Raw genomic sequence first — 16,498 nt, forward strand, 5'->3', positions numbered from 1 at the left:
CTCCGAGGACAGGGGACCCGCTCACCCGGCCGTCACCGCCAGCAGCGCACCGGCGACGACGACCGCGCCGCCGAGCATCCCGAGCGCGTAGGACCGGACGAAGCCGGTCTGCGCGCGGCCCAGGCGCGACGACGAGCCGCCGAGCGTGGCCGCCAGCCCGTTGACCGCGCCGTCGACGCCGCGGTTGTCCACCCAGACCAGCGCCCGGGTCAGCCACTGGCCCGGCCGCATGAACAGCGACTCGTTGACCGTGTCGGCGTAGAGCGCCCGGCGAGCGGCGCGGGTGACCGGCGAGACGCGCGCCGGCGCCACCTCCGGGATCTCGCGGCGGCCGACGAACAGCCACGCGGCGAGGACGCCGACGAGCACCACCGCCGTCACCACGACCCCGACGACGGCGGGAGCCACCACGTGCTCGGCCTCCTCGGGGGCGCCGAACACCGGGGCCAGCCACTCGTCGAGCGGGAAGACGTTGACCAGCAGGAAGCCCGCGGCCACCGAGCCGACGGCGAGCAGGACCATCGGCGCGGTCATCACCGACGGCGACTCGTGCGGGTGCACGTCGGGCGTCCAGCGCGGCCGGCCGAGGAAGGTCATCAGCATCAGCCGGGTCATGTAGAAGGCGGTCAGCCCGGCGCCGACCACCGCCACCGTGCCCAGCAGCCAGCCCGACGCCCCGCCCCGGTCCAGGGCGGCCTCGATGATCGCGTCCTTGGTCCAGTAGCCGGACAGGAACGGGAACCCGATGAGGGCCAGGTAGCCCAGGCCGAAGGTCACGAAGGTGACCGGCAGCCGCTTCGCCAGCCCGCCGAAGCGGCGCATGTCGACCTGGTCGCCCATGGCGTGCATGACCGACCCGGCGCCGAGGAAGAGCCCGGCCTTGAAGAAGCCGTGGGTGAGCAGGTGGGCGATGCCGGCCGCGTAGCCGACCGGGCCCAGGCCCACGGCCAGGAACATGTAGCCGATCTGGCTGACCGTCGAGTACGCCAGCACCTTCTTGATGTCGTCGAAGGCACAGCCGCTGATGGCGCCGATGAGCAGGGTGACCGCGCCGACGGCGAGGACGACGGCGCGGGCGGTCGGCGTGAGGTCGTAGACCGGCGCCGACCGGGCGATGAGGTAGACGCCGGCGGTGACCATCGTCGCGGCGTGGATGAGCGCCGAGACCGGCGTCGGGCCCTCCATGGCGTCGGGCAGCCAGGCCTGCAGCGGGAACTGGCCGGACTTGCCGCACGCGCCGAGCAGCAGGAGCAGGCCGATGGCGGTGACCGTCCCGCCGGCGAGGGCCCCGATGCCGCCGAAGACGCCCTCGTAGCTGACCGTGCCGAGCTGGGCGAACATCGTGAAGATCGCCAGCGCCAGGCCGACGTCGCCGACGCGGTTCATGATGAACGCCTTCTTGGCGGCGGTGGCCGCCGCGGGGCGCTCGTGCCAGAAGGCGATGAGCAGGTAGGACGCCAGGCCCACGCCCTCCCACCCGACGTAGAGGGCCACGTAGTTGTCGCCGAGGACGAGCAGGAGCATCGCCGCGACGAACAGGTTGAGGTAGGCGAAGAACCGGCGCCGGCGCGGGTCGTGCGCCATGTAGCCGATCGAGTAGACGTGGATGAGCGCGCCCACGCCGGTGATCAGCAGCACGAAGGTCGCCGACAGCGGGTCGACGAGCAGGCCGGCCTGCACGTCGAGCGAGCCGGCCGAGACGAAGGTGAACAGGTCGACGTCGACCGAGCGGCCCTCGGTGCCGGCCAGCTGCACGGTGCACAGCAGCCCGACGAGGAAGGCCGCGACGACGGTCGCCGTCCCCAGCAGGTGGCCCCAGCGGTCGGTGCGCCGGCCGCCCAGCAGCAGCACGGCGGCGCCGGCCAGGGGCAGTGCGATGACCAGCCAGGATGCGCCGAGCAGTCCCTCGGCCGCGACGGTGTCCATGTGCGCCGGCTCCCGTCAGTACTTGAGCAGGTTGGCGTCGTCGACCGACGCCGACCGGCGGGTCCGGTAGATCGACATGATGATCGCGAGGCCGACGACGACCTCGGCGGCGGCCACGACCATGACGAAGAAGGCCATGATCTGGCCGTCGACGGTGCCGGTGGCCCGGGCGAAGGTGACCAGCGTGAGGTTCACCGAGTTGAGCATCAGCTCGACGCACATGAACACGACGATCGCGTTGCGCCGCACCAGCACGCCGACCGCGCCGATGGTGAACAGGATCGCGGCGAGCACCAGGTAGTGCGTGAGTGTCATTCCGCCTCCTCGCCGGCGCCCGTCGTCGTCATGACGCGGTGTGCTGTGCCCCTGGGTGAGCTCGCTCGCTCGCTCACCTGTGGCCGTCCACCACGCCGTCGGGGGTGCCGAGCGCCGCGTCGGGACTGCCGAGCTGGGCCCGGCCGGTGGGGCGGGGCATCTGCTCGACCTCCTGGGCCTCGATCCCGGTGGCGACGGTCTCCTCGGCGGCGCGCCCGTCGGGCAGCAGCGCGGGGGCGGCGACGGAGTTGGCCCGCGCGTACACCCCGGGACCGGGCAGCGTCTGCGGCCGGTCGGTGAGGAAGCGCGCCCGCGACAGCTCCTTCTGCGTCCGCCGGGTGCCGGGCTCGCGCTCGATGTGGGCCAGCACCATCGCGCCGACGGCGGCGGTGATCAGCAGGGCGCTGGTGACCTCGAAGGCCAGCAGGTAGCGGGTGAACAGCAGCTCGGCGATCGCCTCGATGTTGTTCCGATCGCCCTGCGCGTCGGTCAGGCCGGTGGCCGCGGTGTCCTGGGTGGCGCGCGCGATGCCGGCACCGACGAGGCCGGCGAAGCCGACCCCCAGCACGATCGCCGCCACCCGCTGGCCGCGCAGCGTCTCGACGACGGAGTCGGAGGAGTCCCGGCCGACCAGCATGAGGACGAACAGGAACAGGATCATGATCGCGCCGGTGTAGACGATGATCTGCACCGCGCCGAGGAACGGCGCCTCCTGGACGACGTAGAAGACGCCGAACGTGAGCATCGTGTTGACCAGCCAGAGCGCCGAGTGGACGGCGTTGCGGCTGAACACCATGCCCAGCGCCCCGGCCAGCGCGATCGGCCCCAGGATCCAGAAGACGACGGCCTCGCCGGTGCCCAGCTGCACGGACGTGTCGGCGGCCGCCGCGACGACGCTCACGCCCGCTCCGCCGTCACCGGCTCGGCCGCGGACCCGGGCTGCGGCTCGCGCACGTAGTAGTCCTTCTCGTCCTCGCCGAGCCGCATGGCGTGCGGCGGGGCCTCCATGCCGGGCAGGAGCGGGGCCATGAGCTGCTCCTTGGTGTAGATCAGGTCCTGCCGGTTGTCGTCGGCGAGCTCGAAGTCGTTGCTCATGGTCAGCGACCGGGTCGGGCAGGCCTCGATGCACAGCCCGCAGAAGATGCAGCGCAGGTAGTTGATCTGGTAGACGCGCCCGTACCGCTCACCGGGGCTGTAGCGCGCGTCCTCGGTGTTGTCGCCGCCCTCGACGTAGATGGCGTCGGCCGGGCAGGCCCAGGCGCACAGCTCGCAGCCGACGCACTTCTCCAGCCCGTCGGGGTGCCGGTTGAGCACGTGCCGGCCGTGGTAGCGCGGCTTGGTCACCTTGGGCGTCTCGGGGTACTGCTCGGTGGTCACCTTCTTGAACATCTGACCGAAGGTGACGCCGAAGCCCTGGCCGGGCGCCGGGAGCAGGCTGCGGCGGGCCGGCGCGGCGCCGCCGTCGCGGCCGGCCCGCTCGACCGCCCCGCGCGACGCCTGCGCGAGGCCCTTCTGCCCGCCGGTGGTCGTGGGGTCCTGCCGGGTCACGGGAGCCGGGTCCTGCTCAGCCATCGAGGTCCTCCTGTGCGCGGGTGGCGGTGCTGCCGCGGCGGCCACTGCTGACCACACCACCGGGGCTGCCACCGGGGGTGCCGCCGGCGGGTGCACCGACCGGCTCGGCACGGCGCAGCCGGGGCGAGGGCGGCACGGTGAGGTCCATCGGCGGCACCGGGTAGCCGCCCTCGGCGCGGGCCGGACCGGCGCCCTGCGCGGGCCGGTGGCGCGGCCCGGCCGGCGGCAGCACGTCGGGCTCGGGGTCGGTGGCGTGGATGCCGCCGGCGGCGGCGTCCTCGGCCATGAGCCGGGTGTCGCGGTTGGCCGTCCGGCTGGCGATGAGCAGCCCGGCGAGCACGACCAGCGCGATCGGCACGCCGACGAAGACCGCCACCTCACCGGTGGACAGCTCCGCCTCGCGGGAGACGGTGCGCATCGTGGCCACGACGAGGATCCACACCAGCGCCGTCGGGACGAGCACCTTCCAGCCGAAGCGCATGAACTGGTCGTAGCGCAGCCGGGGCAGCGTGCCGCGCAGCCAGATGAAGACGAACAGCGCGGCGGTGACCTTGAGGAAGAACCACAGCAGCGGCCACCACCCGGAGTTGGCGCCGTCCCAGATCGACAGCGGCCACGGGGCCCGCCAGCCGCCGAGGAACAGCGTCGCGGCCAGCGCCGAGACGGTGACCATGTTGATGTACTCGGCGAGGAAGAACAGCGCGAACTTCAGCGACGTGTACTCGGTGTGGAACCCGCCGACCAGCTCGCTCTCGGCCTCGGGCAGGTCGAACGGCGCGCGGTTGGTCTCCCCGACGACGGCGACCACGTAGACGACGAAGCTGACCGGCAGCAGGATCGCGAACCAGCTCGGCCCGGTGACCTCCAGCCCGAAGAACGACAGCCGGTTGCCGTCGGCCTGCGCCGCGACGATCTCCGAGGTCGACATCGACCCGGCGTAGAGGAACACCGCGACGATGGACAGGCCCATCGCGATCTCGTAGCTGACCATCTGCGCGGCGCTGCGCAGGCCGCCCAGCAGCGGGTAGGTCGAGCCGGAGGCCCACCCCGCGAGCACGATGCCGTAGACGCCCATCGCCGAGCAGGCCAGCACGACGAGCACGCCGATGGGGGCGTCGGTCAGCTGCAGCGGCGTGCGCTGGCCGAAGATGCTGACGACCGGGCCGAGCGGGATGACCGAGAAGGCCAGGAACGCCGGGACCGCGGCGATGACCGGCGCGAGGAAGTACACCGGCCGGTCGGCCAGCGCCGGCATGATGTCCTCCTTGAACGCCAGCTTCAGCCCGTCGGCGAGGCTCTGCAGCGAGCCGCGCGGGCCGACCCGGTTGGGGCCGGAGCGCTGCTGCATGCGGGCGACGACCTTGCGCTCGAAGACGATCGCGAACAGCGTCATCAGCACGAGCACCGCGAAGACGCCGACGATCTTGAGCAGCACGATCCACCAGACGTCGTGCCCGAAGTCGGCCAGCGTGGGCTGGTCGGCGGCGACGGCGAGGGCCCTCACGCGGCACCCCCCGCACGGGCGGCGGTGGCGCCGGTGCGGACCGCACCGAGCCGGACGACGCCGCCCGGCACGGTGCCCAGCGCGCTGCGCAGCTCGCTGCCGGGCGAGCGCATCGGCAGCCACACGACGCCGTCGGGCATGTCGGTGACGCAGACGGGCAGGGTCACCGACCCGGCGGCGCCGGTGACGGTGAGCAGCTCGCCGTCGGCCAGGCCCAGCCGCGCGGCGGCCTCGGCGCCGATCCGCGCGACCGGCGGGCGGGCCGTGCCGGCCAGCTCGGGCTCGTCGCGCTGGAGCGTGCCGACGTCGAGCAGCTGCCGCCAGGAGGCCAGCACCGCCTCGCCGTCGCCGGGCCGGGGAGCCGCCGCGGGCGGGACGTCGAGCCCGGTGGCCGCGGCCCGCTCGGGAGCGGCGCCCAGCGCGGCGAGCTCGGCGCGGGCCGCCTCGGGCGCGGGCAGCCGCAGGTCGACGTCGAGGTACTCGGCCAGGCCGTGCAGCACCCGGCCGTCGGGCAGCTGCCCGGTGCCGTGCAGGGTGGCGTCGAAGGAGCGCACCCGTCCCTCCCAGTCGAGGTAGCTGCCGGCCTTCTCCGGCGCCGCGGCGACGGGCAGCACCACGTCGGCGTGCTCGGTGACGGCGCTCGGCCGCTGCTCGAGGCTGACGACGAAGGACGCCGCGGCGAGGGCCTGCGCGGCCAGCCGCGGGTCGGGCAGGTCCGCGGGGTCGACGCCCCCGACGAGCAGGCCGGCCAGCCGGCCGTCGCGGACGGCGGTGAGGATGCCGGTGGTGTCGCGACCCGGCGCGGCCGGCAGGCCGGTGGGGTCCAGGCCCCACAGGGCGGCGACCTCGGCGCGCGCGACCGGGTCGGCGACCGGGCGCCCGCCGGGCAGCAGTCCCGGCAGCGCGCCGGCCTCGACCGCGCCGCGCTCCCCCGCCCGCCGCGGCACCCAGGCCACGCGGGCGCCGGTGGCGCGGGCGAGCGCGGCCAGCGCGGTGAACGCCCCGGGGACCTCGGCCAGCCGCTCGCCGGCGAGCACGACCGCGCTCGGCTGCCGCAGCGCCTCGACCGCGGGACCGCCCCAGCTGCCCTCGCCGAGCGCGGCGAGGGCGCGGGCCTCGTCGCCGGGTCGGGTGACCAGCACGGTGGCCTGCAGCTTCTGCGCCGCGCGGGTGGCGAACGGCGCGAGGTCGTAGACGGCCAGCGAGCCCTTCCGGACCGCCCGGCGCAGCCGCAGGAAGACGATCGGCGACTCCTCCTCCGGCTCCAGCCCGGCCAGCAGCACGACCGGGGCGGCGGTGACCTCGTCGTAGGTGACCGCACCGCTGCCGGGGGAGGTGCCGGCGACGTGCGCGGTGAGGAAGGCCTGCTCCTCGGCCGAGTGCGCCCGGGCGCGGGCGTCGACGTCGTGCGTGCCCAGGGCGACCCGCGCGAACTTGGCGTAGGCGTAGGCGTCCTCGACGGTCAGCCGGCCGCCGGGCAGCACGCCCACCCCACCGGCCGCCCGGGCCGCGCGCAGACCCTCGGCCGCGGCGGCCCAGGCGTCGGGCCAGGACGCCGGCGCCAGCACGCCGTCCGCGCCGCGGACCAGCGGGGTGGTCAGCCGGTCGTTGGTGGCCGCGTAGCGGAACGCGTACCGGCCCTTGTCGCAGGTCCACTCCTCGTTGACCGCCGGGTCATCGCCGGCCAGCCGGCGCATGACCTTCCCGCGCCGGTAGTCGGTGCGCATGGCGCAGCCCGAGGCGCAGTGCTCGCACACCGAGGGCTCGCTGCGCAGGTCGAAGGGACGCGACCGGAACCGGTACTGCGCGCTGGTCAGGGCCCCGACCGGGCAGATCTGGGTGGTGTTGCCGGAGAAGTAGGAGGAGAACGGCTCGTCCTCGTAGACGGCGACCTGTTCCAGCGCGCCCCGCTCGAACAGCTCGATGAACGGGTCGCCGGCCACCTGCTGGGAGAAGCGGGTGCAGCGGGCGCACAGCACGCAGCGCTCGCGGTCGAGCAGGATCTCGCTGCTGATCGGCAGCGGCTTGGGATAGGTCCGCTTGACGTCGACGAAGCGGGTCTCGGCGCGGCCGTTGCTCATGGCCTGGTTCTGCAGCGGGCACTCCCCGCCCTTGTCGCAGACCGGGCAGTCCAGCGGGTGGTTGATCAGCAGCAGCTCCATCGTGCCCTGCTGCGCCTTGTCGGCGACCGCGCTGGTCAGCTGCGTCTTCACCGCCATGCCGTCGGTGACCGGCATGGTGCAGGAGGCGACCGGCTTGCGCTGGCCCTCGACCTCGACCAGGCACTGTCGGCAGGCGCCGACCGGGTCGAGCAGGGGGTGGTCGCAGAACCGCGGGATCTGGATGCCGACCATCTCGGCGGCCCGGATGATCAGCGTCCCCTTGGGCACCGCGACGTCGAAGCCGTCGATGGTGCAGTGGACGGCGTCGGGCGGGGTGTGCGGCCCGGGCACGCCGGGCGGCACCGCCGCCGCCGGCTCGGGGCTGGTGGGGGTCAGTGTCACGAGGCCACTCCGACGGGCTCGAGGCGCAGGGAGCGGCCCAGGCGGGCCTGCTCCTCGGGGGGCAGCAGGGCGACGTAGTCGTCGCGGAAGTACTTCAGGGAGCTGGTGATGCAGCTGGTCGCGCCGTCACCGAGCGCGCAGAACGACCGGCCGAGGATGTTGTCGCAGGTGTCGGTGAGCAGGTCGAGGTCGGCCGCGGTGCCCCGGCCGTCGACGAGGCGCTGCAGCACCTGCACCAGCCAGTAGGTCCCCTCGCGGCACGGGGTGCACTTGCCGCAGCTCTCGTGCGCGTAGAACTGGGTGAACCGCAGGGTCGCCTCGACGATCGAGTCGGTCTCGTCGAACACCATGAGCGCCGTGGTGCCGAGCATCGAGCCCGCGGCGCCCACGGAGTCGAAGTCGAGCGGGACGTCGAGGTGCTCGGCGGTGAAGTACGGCGTCGACGAGCCGCCCGGCGTCCAGAACCTGAGCTCGTGCCCGGGACGGACGCCACCGGCCATCGCCAGCAGCTCGCGCATCGTCGTGCCCATCGGGGCCTCGTACTGGCCCGGGCGCACCACCCGGCCCGACAGCGAGTAGATCTTCGGTCCCGGCGACTTCTCCGGGCCGAACCGCTTGAACCACTCCGCCCCGCCGCGGACGACGAACGGCACGGTGGCCAGCGTCTCGACGTTGTTGATGACCGTCGGGGCGCCGTAGAGGCCGGCGACGGCGGGGAACGGCGGCTTGAGGCGCGGCTGGCCGCGGTAGCCCTCGAGCGAGTCGAGCAGCGCCGTCTCCTCGCCGCAGATGTAGGCCCCGGCGCCGGCGTGCACCACCAGCTCGAGGTCGTAGCCCGAGCCGAGGACGTCGGTGCCGAGGTATCCGGCCGCGTAGGCCTCCTCGACGGCGTTGACCAGCCGGCGGTGGGCGTGCACCGCCTCGCCGCGGACGTAGATGACGGCGAACCGGCAGCGGATCGCGTACGCCGAGATGATGACGCCCTCCACCAGGGCGTGCGGGTCGGTCATCATCAGCGGGAGGTCCTTGCAGGTTCCCGGCTCGCCCTCGTCGGCGTTGACCACGAGGTACTTGGGCATGGCGGCCGGCCCGGTGGGCGTCTCCCCCGGCTTGGGCTGCGGGATGAAGCTCCACTTCATGCCGGTGGGGAAGCCCGCGCCGCCGCGGCCGCGCAGGCCGGAGTCCTTGACCAGCGACACCAGCTCGTCGGGGGCCATCGACAGCGCGGTGCGCAGCGCGGCGTAGCCGTCGAGCGACTCGTAGGTGGCCAGCCGCCAGGGCTGGTCGGCGCCCCAGCGCGAGGTGAGGACAGGGGTGAGCGGCATGTCAGGCCTTCCCTGGACCCTGGCCGGAGGTGCCCGGCTCGGTCCCTGCGGGGGTGTCGGGGGTGGGGCGGGACCCGGGCGGCGTCTTCCGGCCGTACTCGGTGCCGCGGTCGGGGTGCGTCTGCGCCGCACCGGCGCGCTCGGCGGGGTTGTCGGCCGCGGCGACGCGCGCGTCGGCGGCCTCCTTCTCGGGCGTCCGGCCGGCGTCGCCGGACGGGGCCACCGTGTCGGCGGGCTCGCCGTCGTCGGCGGGCTGCGGCTCGGGGCCGTCCATCGGCGGGGCGGCCTCGCCGCGCTCGGCGGCCAGCCGGACGCCGGCCAGGGTGGGGCCCCACTCCCCCGGGGCGTCGACGGCGGCCCGGGCGGCCGCGGCGTCGGCGTGCTGGGAGAAGCCGGCCAGCTGGCGGGAGACGCCGCGGAAGTCGGTGAGCGGCGCGCCGCGGGTGGGGTGCGGCTTCTCGCCCCGGCGCAGCGCGGCCACCAGCGCGCGGGCGCTGTCGACGTCCTGCTGGTCGTAGAACTCGTAGTCGACGGTGACCACCGGCGCGTAGTCGCAGGCGGCCAGGCACTCGGCGTGCTCGAGGGTGACCGAGCCGTCGGCCGCCGTCTCGTCGTGGTGGACGCCGAGGTCGGCCGAGAGGGCGTCCATGATCCGCTGCCCGCCGAGGACGGCGCACAGGGTGTTGGTGCAGACGCTGACGATGTGCCGGCCGGTCGGGTGGCGCTTGTACATCGTGTAGAAGGTCGCCACCGCGCCGACCTCGGCCTTGGTCAGCCCCAGCTCCTCGGCGCACAGCGCGACGCCCTCGGGTGAGACGTAGCCCTGGTAGCTCTGCACCAGGTGCAGCATCGGCAGCAGGGCCGAGCGCGGCTGCGGGTAGCGGGCCATGATCTCCCGCGCCTCGAGCCGGGCCTGCGCGGGGATCGGCGGCAGGTCGGCGGGGGCCGGCTCGACCGGGTTGTCGACCAGCCCCGTCGTGGCCGCCCCCTCCGACGACCCGGGCAGCGAGCTCACGACGTCTCCTCGCTGGCGCTCGTCGACGCCGTTCGCAGCGCTGCTGTGTCCCTCAGTGAGCTCGCGAGCTCGCTCACCTGTCCACACCTCCCATGACGGGATCGATGGAGGCGATGGCCGCGATGACGTCGGCGATCATGCCGCCCTCGCTCATCGCCGCGGTCGCCTGCAGGTTGACGAAGCTGGGGTCGCGCACGTGGACGCGGAACGGGCGGGTGCCGCCGTCGCTGACCACGTGGTAGCCGAGCTCGCCGCGCGGCGACTCGACCGGCACGTACACCTGCCCGGCCGGCACCCGGAAGCCCTCGGTGACCAGCTTGAAGTGGTGGATCAGGGCCTCCATCGAGGTGCCCATGATGTGCTTGACGTGCTCGAGGGAGTTGCCCATGCCGTCGGCACCCAGGGACAGCTGCGCGGGCCAGGCGATCTTGCGGTCCTCGACCATGACCGGGCCGGGCTCGAGCCGGTCGAGCGCCTGCTCGACGATCTTGAGCGACTCGAACATCTCGGCCATGCGCACCAGGTAGCGGCCCCACGCGTCGGACGTGTCGGCCGTCGGCACCTCGAAGTCGTAGGACTCGTAGCCGAGGTAGGGGTCGACCTTGCGCAGGTCCCACGGCAGGCCGGCCGCGCGCAGGATCGGCCCGGTGACGCCCAGCGCCAGGCAGCCGGTGACGTCGAGGTAGCCGACGTCCTTGAGCCGGCGCTGCCAGATCGGCTGGCCGGTGAGCAGCTTGTGGTAGCCGGCCAGCTGTCCGGGCATGACCGCGAGCCACTCGCGGATCGAGTCCACCGCGCCGGGCGGGAGGTCCTGCGCCACGCCGCCGGGGCGGATGTAGGCGTGGTTCATCCGCAGGCCGGTGATCTCCTCGAGCAGGTCGAGGCACAGCTCCCGCTCGCGGAAGCCGTTGGTCATGCCGGTGAGCGCGCCGAGCTCCATGCCGCCGGTGGCCAGCCCGACCAGGTGGGAGGCGATCCGGTTGATCTCCATGACCAGCACCCGGATGGTCCGCGCGCGCTGCGGCACCTCGATGCCGAGCAGCTTCTCCACGGCCATGCAGTAGCCGGCCTCGTTGAACAGCGGGGCCAGGTAGTCCATCCGCGTGACGAACGTCGTCCCCTGCGTCCAGTTGCGGTACTCGACGTTCTTCTCGATGCCGGTGTGCAGGTAGCCGATGACCACCCGCGCCTTGGTCACCGTCTCGCCCTCGAGGTCGAGCACCAGCCGCAGGACGCCGTGCGTGGACGGGTGCTGGGGCCCCATGTTGACGACGAGGCGTTCCTCGCCGCTGAGGTCGCTGCCGAGGGTCTGGTCCCAGTCGCCGCCGGTGACGGTGTAGACGCGGCCCTCGGTGGTCTGCCGCGACCCGGCGTACGGGTCGTACGTGGTGCTCATCGCAGGCCCCTCACCGGTAGGTGCGCCGGGTGTCGGGCGGCGGGATCGTCGCGTCGTGGTACTCGACCGGTACGCCGCCGAGCGGGTAGTCCTTGCGCTGCGGGTGCCCGTCCCAGTCGTCGGGCATGAGGATCCGGGTGAGCGCCGGGTGGCCGTCGAAGACGACGCCGAACATGTCGTAGGTCTCCCGCTCGTGCCAGTCCGCCGTGGGGTACACCGACGACACCGACGGCACGTGCGGGTCCTCGGCGGTGACGGCGACCTCGAGGCGGATCCGCCGCCGGTAGGTCATCGAGGTCAGGTGGTAGACGACGTGCAGCCGCGGCCGGCCGGGGGCGGCGGCCGGGCCGCCGCTGCCCTCGTAGTCGACGCCGGAGACGCTGCTGCACAGCTCGAAGCGCAGCGCGTCGTCGTCGCGCAGGGCCCGCACCAGGGTGAGCAGGTGCTCGCGGGCGACGAAGTAGGTGATCTCGCCGCGGTCGACCAGCACCCGCCGGACTGCGGCGGCGTAGGTGGCTGCGCCGACGGCGTCGATCAGGGCGTCGGTGACCTCGTCGAACCAGCCGCCGTAGGGCCGGTCGGTGGAGTGCAGCGCCACCGCACCGCCGGGCTCGACGCGGACCAGGCCGCCGAAGCCGGAGGTGTCGCCGCTGCCGCTGACGCCGAAGGCCCCCTTGCGGAACCCGCCGCTGGGCGCGGTCACGCCCTGGCCGGCGTCGGCGCCGCTGCGGTCGCCGGGGCCGGTCACCGCTCGCTCCGCACGTACGGCTCGGGCAGCAGGACGGCCTTGCCGCCGCGCTGCTCGATGGCGAACTGGCCGGTCCGCCCCTCGGCCGCGGCCTGTTCGTAGGCGCGCCGGGCGGCCTTGTCGACCCGCACGCTGGAGGGCATCTCCACCAGCAGGTCGCGGGCGCGCCCCTCGGCCCGGTCCCGCTCGAGCTGGCGGGCCCGCCGCTCCCCGAGGGGCTCGTTCTGGATCTTGTGGTGGAGCTTGAGGATGGCGTCCATCAGCATCTCCGGGCGCGGCGGGCAGCCGGGCAGGTACATGTCCACCGGGACGACGTGGTCGACGCCCTGCACCACCGCGTAGTTGTTGAACATGCCGCCGGAGCTCGCGCACACGCCCATGGCGAGCACCCAGCGGGGCTCGGGCATCTGGTCGTAGATCTGCCGCAGGACCGGCGCCATCTTCTGGCTCACCCGGCCGGCGACGATCATCAGGTCGGCCTGGCGCGGCGAGGCGCGGAAGACCTCCATGCCGAAGCGCGCGAGGTCGTAGCGGCCGGCGCCGGTGGCCATCATCTCGATGGCGCAGCAGGCCAGGCCGAAGGTGGCCGGCCACAGCGAGGACTTGCGCGTCCAGTTGACCAGCTTCTCCACGCTGGTCAGCAGGAAACCGCTGGGCAGCTTCTCCTCGAGACCCATGTCAGCTCCTCACCGTCAGTCCCACTCGAGGCCGCCGCGGCGCCACACGTAGGCGTAGGCGAGGAAGACGGTCGCGATGAACACGACCATCTCGACCAGGCCGAAGACACCCAGCGCGTCGTTGGCGACGGCCCACGGGTAGAGGAAGACGATCTCGATGTCGAAGACGATGAACAGCATCGCCGTCAGGTAGTACTTCACCGGGAAGCGGCCGCCGTGCAGCGGCTGGTCGACCGGCTCGATGCCGCACTCGTAGGCCTCGAGCTTGGCCCGGTTGTAGCGGCGCGGACCCACGAACGGGGCGACCGCGACGGAGAACAGGGCGAAGGCCGCGGCCAGCGCGAACAGACCCACGATGGGCACGTAGGTCGAGAGCACCAGCGCCTCCCCTCGGCGTCACGCGACGTGCACGGAGCTTGTGAACAAATTCACAAATGGACGGTTCTGAGCCTATGCCTCGGGTCTGCCGATCGGAAGCGCGGGGGGTGGTCGACTTCCCACCAGCCGGTCACGGTCCGGTCACGGACCGGCTCACCCGCCGTCAGACCGACGGGGTGAGCCGGGTGAGCAGCGCGATCACCTGGTCGATGCGGTCGCCGTCGCGGCCGTCGGAGAGGTTGCCCATCAGCCGCAGGGCGGCGGCCACCATCGCCGGGCGCTTGAGCCCGTGCGCGGTGGCGAAGCGGACCAGGCCCGGCCGGTCGAGCAGGGCGAGGAACGCCGTGCCGAGGCGGTGGTGGCGGCCGTACTCCTCGCGCAGCCACTGCGGGTAGCGCCGCAGGACGGCCTCGCGGGCCGGCCCCTCCGCCGCCGCCAGCGCCGCGGCCGCCGTCTCGCCGGCCATCCGGCCGGTCTCGAGCGCGTAGCTGATGCCCTCGCCGTTGAACGGGTTCACGACCCCGGCGGTGTCGCCGGCCAGCAGCAGGCCCCGGGTGTAGGCCGGGCCGCGGCCCAGCGCCATGGGCAGCCCGGCGCCGCGCAGCGGGGTGACCGCGTGCTCCTCGCCGAGCTCCCACTCCGGCGGCAGGGTGGCCAGCCACCGGCGCAGCACGGTGCGGGGGTCGGTGCCGCCGCCGCGCCGGGTGTCGAGCAGGCCGAAGCCGACGTTGGCGGTGCCGTCGCCCATGCCGAAGGACCAGCCGTAGCCGGGCATGGAGTCGGCGGTCGGACCCTCGGTCGAGAGGTCGAAGGAGATGTCGAGCCAGGGGTCCTCACCGCGCGGCGTCGCGACGTACCGGCGGACGGCGACGCCGAGCGGCCGGTCCTCGCGGCGGGTGAGGCCGATCGCCTTGGCCAGCCGGCCGGACAGGCCCTCGGCGGAGACGACCAGCGGCGCCCGCCAGGTCACCGCCTCCCTGCCGGGACCCGCCTGGGCGTGCACCCCGGCGACCCGGCCGGCGTCGTCGAGCAGCGGGTCGGTGACGGTGACCTCCTGCTCGAGCCGGGCACCGGCGGCGACGGCGTGCTCGGCCAGCATCGGGTCGAGGTCCCTCCGCGCCCGGATGAGGCCGTAGGAGGGCCAGGAGTCCAGCCGCGGCCAGTCGACCTCGACCACCTGGCCGCCGCCGAACACGCGCAGCCCCCGGTGCCGCACCCAGCCGGCGGCGGGCGAGGTGTCGACGCCCATCTCGTCGAGCGCCCTCACCGCGCGCGGTGTGAGGCCGTCGCCGCAGACCTTCTCGCGGGGGAAGCGGGCCTTCTCCAGCACGACGACGTCGAGTCCGGCGGTGGCCAGCGTCCAGGCGGCGGCCGACCCCGCGGGGCCGGCACCGACCACCACGACGTCGGCGGTGCCCCCGGCGGTCGGACTCGTCACGCGCTGGCCCCCTCGGTGCTCGGCTGCAGCCCCTCCGGACCGCCGTCCGAGCCTAGGCGGGGGACCTCGCCAGGGCCGCCGCGACCTCGTCGTCGGTGGTCTGGCCGAAGTCGTCGTAGTACCGGCCGACCGCGCCGAACGGCGAGGGGGTGAGCAGGCAGACGACCTGGTCGGCGTCGAGCCCGGAGCAGACGTCGGGGGCGCCGACGGGGACCGCCACGACGACGGCGGCGGGGCCGGCCCCGCGGACGGCGCCCAGCGCCGCGCGGGCGGTGGAGCCGGTGGCCAGGCCGTCGTCGACGAGGACGACGGTGCGGCCGGCGACGTCGGGCGGTGGGCGGTCGCCGCGGTAGGCCCGCTGGCGGCGGCGCAGCTCGGCGAGCTCGGCGCGGTAGACCTCGTCGGCGGCCGCGGCGTCGACGGTCACGCGGGCGAGGACGGCCTCGCTGCGGACGCTCTGCACGGTGTCCCCGACGGCGGCGAGGGCGCCCATGGCCAGCTCGGGGTGGCCGGGCAGCCCGAGCTTGCGGACGGCGACGACGTCGAGCTCGGCGCCGAGCGCCGCGGCGACCTCGGCGGCGACGACGACTCCGCCGCGGGGCAGGCCGAGGACCAGCGCGTCGGGCCCGAGCGGGACGGCGCCGGTCCGGCCCGGGTCGGTGAGGCGCGCGGCGAGCTGCCGGCCGGCGTCGCGCCGGTCGGCGAACGGGCGACGGTGGCCCACCGCGCCGCCGCCGCGTCAGACGGGCTGCGGTCCCGAGGGCGGTGGGGCGGTGGGGTCGGTCGGGCTGGGCTGCGGGAGCGGGGCCGGCGACGGCGGGGAGATCGGGTCGACCGGCGACGGGGAGGGCCCGGGCGGCTCGGGCATCGGGGTCGGTGTCGTCATGGACCGACGCTACAAGGACCCCGTCGCCCTCCACACCACGCTCCGCGCGGTGCGGGCCCCTGGACGGGGCCGTCCAGCAGGTCACCTACGGCCGGCGGGCGCGGTGCAGCGCGACGATGCCGCCGGTGAGGTCGCGCCACTCGACGTCGGCCCACCCGGCCGCCTGGACGCGCGCGGCCAGCGCCGGCTGGTCGGGCCAGGCGCGGATCGACTCGGCCAGGTAGACGTAGGCGTCGGGGTTGCTGCTCACCGCGCGGGCGATCCGCGGCAGCGCCCGCATCAGGTACTCGGTGTAGACGGTGCGGAACGGCGCCCAGACGGGGCTGGAGAACTCGCAGACGACGAGCGTCCCGCCCGGCCGCACCACCCGCGCGAACTCGCGCAGCGCGGCGTCGGGGTCGGCCACGTTGCGCAGGCCGAAGGAGATGACCAGCCCGTCGACGCTGGCGTCGGCCAGCGGCAGCGCCATCGCGTCACCGGCCACCTTGGGCACCGGCCGCGCCGCCCCGGCCCGCAGCATCCCCAGCGAGAAGTCGCAGGCGATCGCGTGCACGCCGGCCGCGGCCAGCTCGACGGTCGACACCGCCGTCCCGGCCGCGACGTCGAGCACCGTCGCCCCCGGTCGCGCCCCGAGCGCCTCCCGGGTGGCCCGCCGCCACCCGGCGTCCAGACCGCCCGACAGCACGGTGTTGGTGACGTCGTAGCGGCGGGCGACCCGGTCGAACATCGCCGCGACGTCGGCCGGCTGCTTGTCCAGCCCGGCCCGCACCCCGGCGGTGTGTGCGCTCTCTCGCCGGTGTCCCACGGCGGCCGA

Annotated in this window: 15 protein-coding genes; all 15 read right to left on the reverse strand. The window is 74.4% G+C overall.

Features of this window, described 5'->3' with window-relative positions; translation table 11 throughout:
- Nucleotides 1-21: 21 nt before the first annotated feature.
- The 15 genes from nuoL to ACU616_RS05400 all read right to left on the reverse strand — a co-directional run bounded on the left by nuoL (nt 22) and on the right by ACU616_RS05400 (nt 16,489).
- On the reverse strand, nt 22-1,926 hold the full coding sequence (gene nuoL, locus ACU616_RS05330) for an NADH-quinone oxidoreductase subunit L (protein WP_446757437.1): 1,905 nt from the start codon (nt 1,924-1,926) through the stop codon (nt 22-24).
- A 15-nt stretch (nt 1,927-1,941) separates the two neighbouring features.
- The gene (gene nuoK / locus ACU616_RS05335; RefSeq protein WP_073421291.1) at nt 1,942-2,241 is read right to left on the reverse strand and encodes an NADH-quinone oxidoreductase subunit NuoK; all 300 of its coding nucleotides are present in this window, start codon (nt 2,239-2,241) and stop codon (nt 1,942-1,944) included.
- 73 nt (nt 2,242-2,314) lie between these two features.
- Nucleotides 2,315-3,142: an NADH-quinone oxidoreductase subunit J gene (locus ACU616_RS05340; RefSeq protein ID WP_446757438.1), complete on the reverse strand. Its 828-nt coding sequence runs from the start codon at nt 3,140-3,142 to the stop codon at nt 2,315-2,317.
- A complete protein-coding gene (gene nuoI / locus ACU616_RS05345) occupies nt 3,139-3,813 on the reverse strand; it encodes an NADH-quinone oxidoreductase subunit NuoI (RefSeq protein ID WP_446757439.1) in 675 nt (224 codons plus the stop codon). The genes ACU616_RS05340 and nuoI overlap by 4 nt, the downstream gene beginning before the upstream one ends.
- Entirely contained in the window at nt 3,806-5,317 is a 1,512-nt protein-coding gene (nuoH, locus tag ACU616_RS05350) for an NADH-quinone oxidoreductase subunit NuoH (RefSeq protein ID WP_446757440.1), read from the reverse strand. The genes nuoI and nuoH overlap by 8 nt, the downstream gene beginning before the upstream one ends.
- The gene (locus ACU616_RS05355; protein WP_446757441.1) at nt 5,314-7,821 is read right to left on the reverse strand and encodes an NADH-quinone oxidoreductase subunit G; all 2,508 of its coding nucleotides are present in this window, start codon (nt 7,819-7,821) and stop codon (nt 5,314-5,316) included. Before ACU616_RS05355 ends, nuoH begins: the two co-directional genes overlap by 4 nt.
- Nucleotides 7,818-9,146, reverse strand: a complete 1,329-nt coding sequence (nuoF, locus tag ACU616_RS05360; RefSeq protein ID WP_446757442.1) for an NADH-quinone oxidoreductase subunit NuoF — start codon at nt 9,144-9,146, stop codon at nt 7,818-7,820. The genes ACU616_RS05355 and nuoF overlap by 4 nt, the downstream gene beginning before the upstream one ends.
- Before the next feature lies 1 nt (nt 9,147).
- Complete coding sequence (gene nuoE / locus ACU616_RS05365; protein ID WP_446757443.1) at nt 9,148-10,161, reverse strand: NADH-quinone oxidoreductase subunit NuoE; 1,014 nt, start codon at nt 10,159-10,161, stop codon at nt 9,148-9,150.
- Between the two features lie 73 nt (nt 10,162-10,234).
- Nucleotides 10,235-11,557, reverse strand: a complete 1,323-nt coding sequence (locus ACU616_RS05370; RefSeq protein ID WP_446757444.1) for an NADH-quinone oxidoreductase subunit D — start codon at nt 11,555-11,557, stop codon at nt 10,235-10,237.
- 10 nt (nt 11,558-11,567) lie between these two features.
- Entirely contained in the window at nt 11,568-12,305 is a 738-nt protein-coding gene (locus ACU616_RS05375; RefSeq protein WP_446757445.1) for an NADH-quinone oxidoreductase subunit C, read from the reverse strand.
- Nucleotides 12,302-12,982 carry a NuoB/complex I 20 kDa subunit family protein gene (locus tag ACU616_RS05380; protein ID WP_446757446.1) on the reverse strand — a complete coding sequence of 227 codons (681 nt, stop codon included), beginning with the start codon at nt 12,980-12,982 and terminating at the stop codon, nt 12,302-12,304. Before ACU616_RS05380 ends, ACU616_RS05375 begins: the two co-directional genes overlap by 4 nt.
- Before the next feature lie 15 nt (nt 12,983-12,997).
- Nucleotides 12,998-13,360: an NADH-quinone oxidoreductase subunit A gene (locus ACU616_RS05385; RefSeq protein ID WP_106275325.1), complete on the reverse strand. Its 363-nt coding sequence runs from the start codon at nt 13,358-13,360 to the stop codon at nt 12,998-13,000.
- A 163-nt stretch (nt 13,361-13,523) separates the two neighbouring features.
- Nucleotides 13,524-14,798 (reverse strand): geranylgeranyl reductase family protein, encoded by a 1,275-nt coding sequence (locus ACU616_RS05390; protein WP_446757447.1) that lies wholly within the window; start codon nt 14,796-14,798, stop codon nt 13,524-13,526.
- 52 nt (nt 14,799-14,850) lie between these two features.
- Complete coding sequence (locus tag ACU616_RS05395; protein WP_446757448.1) at nt 14,851-15,522, reverse strand: phosphoribosyltransferase; 672 nt, start codon at nt 15,520-15,522, stop codon at nt 14,851-14,853.
- A gap of 247 nt (nt 15,523-15,769) precedes the next feature.
- Complete coding sequence (locus tag ACU616_RS05400) at nt 15,770-16,489, reverse strand: demethylmenaquinone methyltransferase (RefSeq protein ID WP_446757449.1); 720 nt, start codon at nt 16,487-16,489, stop codon at nt 15,770-15,772.
- Nucleotides 16,490-16,498: the final 9 nt, after the last annotated feature.

Source organism: Geodermatophilus sp. URMC 62 (genome assembly GCF_052931475.1).

Coding starts and splice junctions, on each gene's coding strand:
- nuoL (WP_446757437.1), bottom strand. CDS start 1,926: ATGGACACCGTCGCGGCCGAGGGACTGCTCGGCGCATCCTGGCTGGTC.
- nuoK (WP_073421291.1), bottom strand. CDS start 2,241: ATGACACTCACGCACTACCTGGTGCTCGCCGCGATCCTGTTCACCATC.
- nuoI (WP_446757439.1), bottom strand. CDS start 3,813: ATGGCTGAGCAGGACCCGGCTCCCGTGACCCGGCAGGACCCCACGACC.
- nuoF (WP_446757442.1), bottom strand. CDS start 9,146: ATGCCGCTCACCCCTGTCCTCACCTCGCGCTGGGGCGCCGACCAGCCC.
- ACU616_RS05370 (WP_446757444.1), bottom strand. CDS start 11,557: ATGAGCACCACGTACGACCCGTACGCCGGGTCGCGGCAGACCACCGAG.
- ACU616_RS05380 (WP_446757446.1), bottom strand. CDS start 12,982: ATGGGTCTCGAGGAGAAGCTGCCCAGCGGTTTCCTGCTGACCAGCGTG.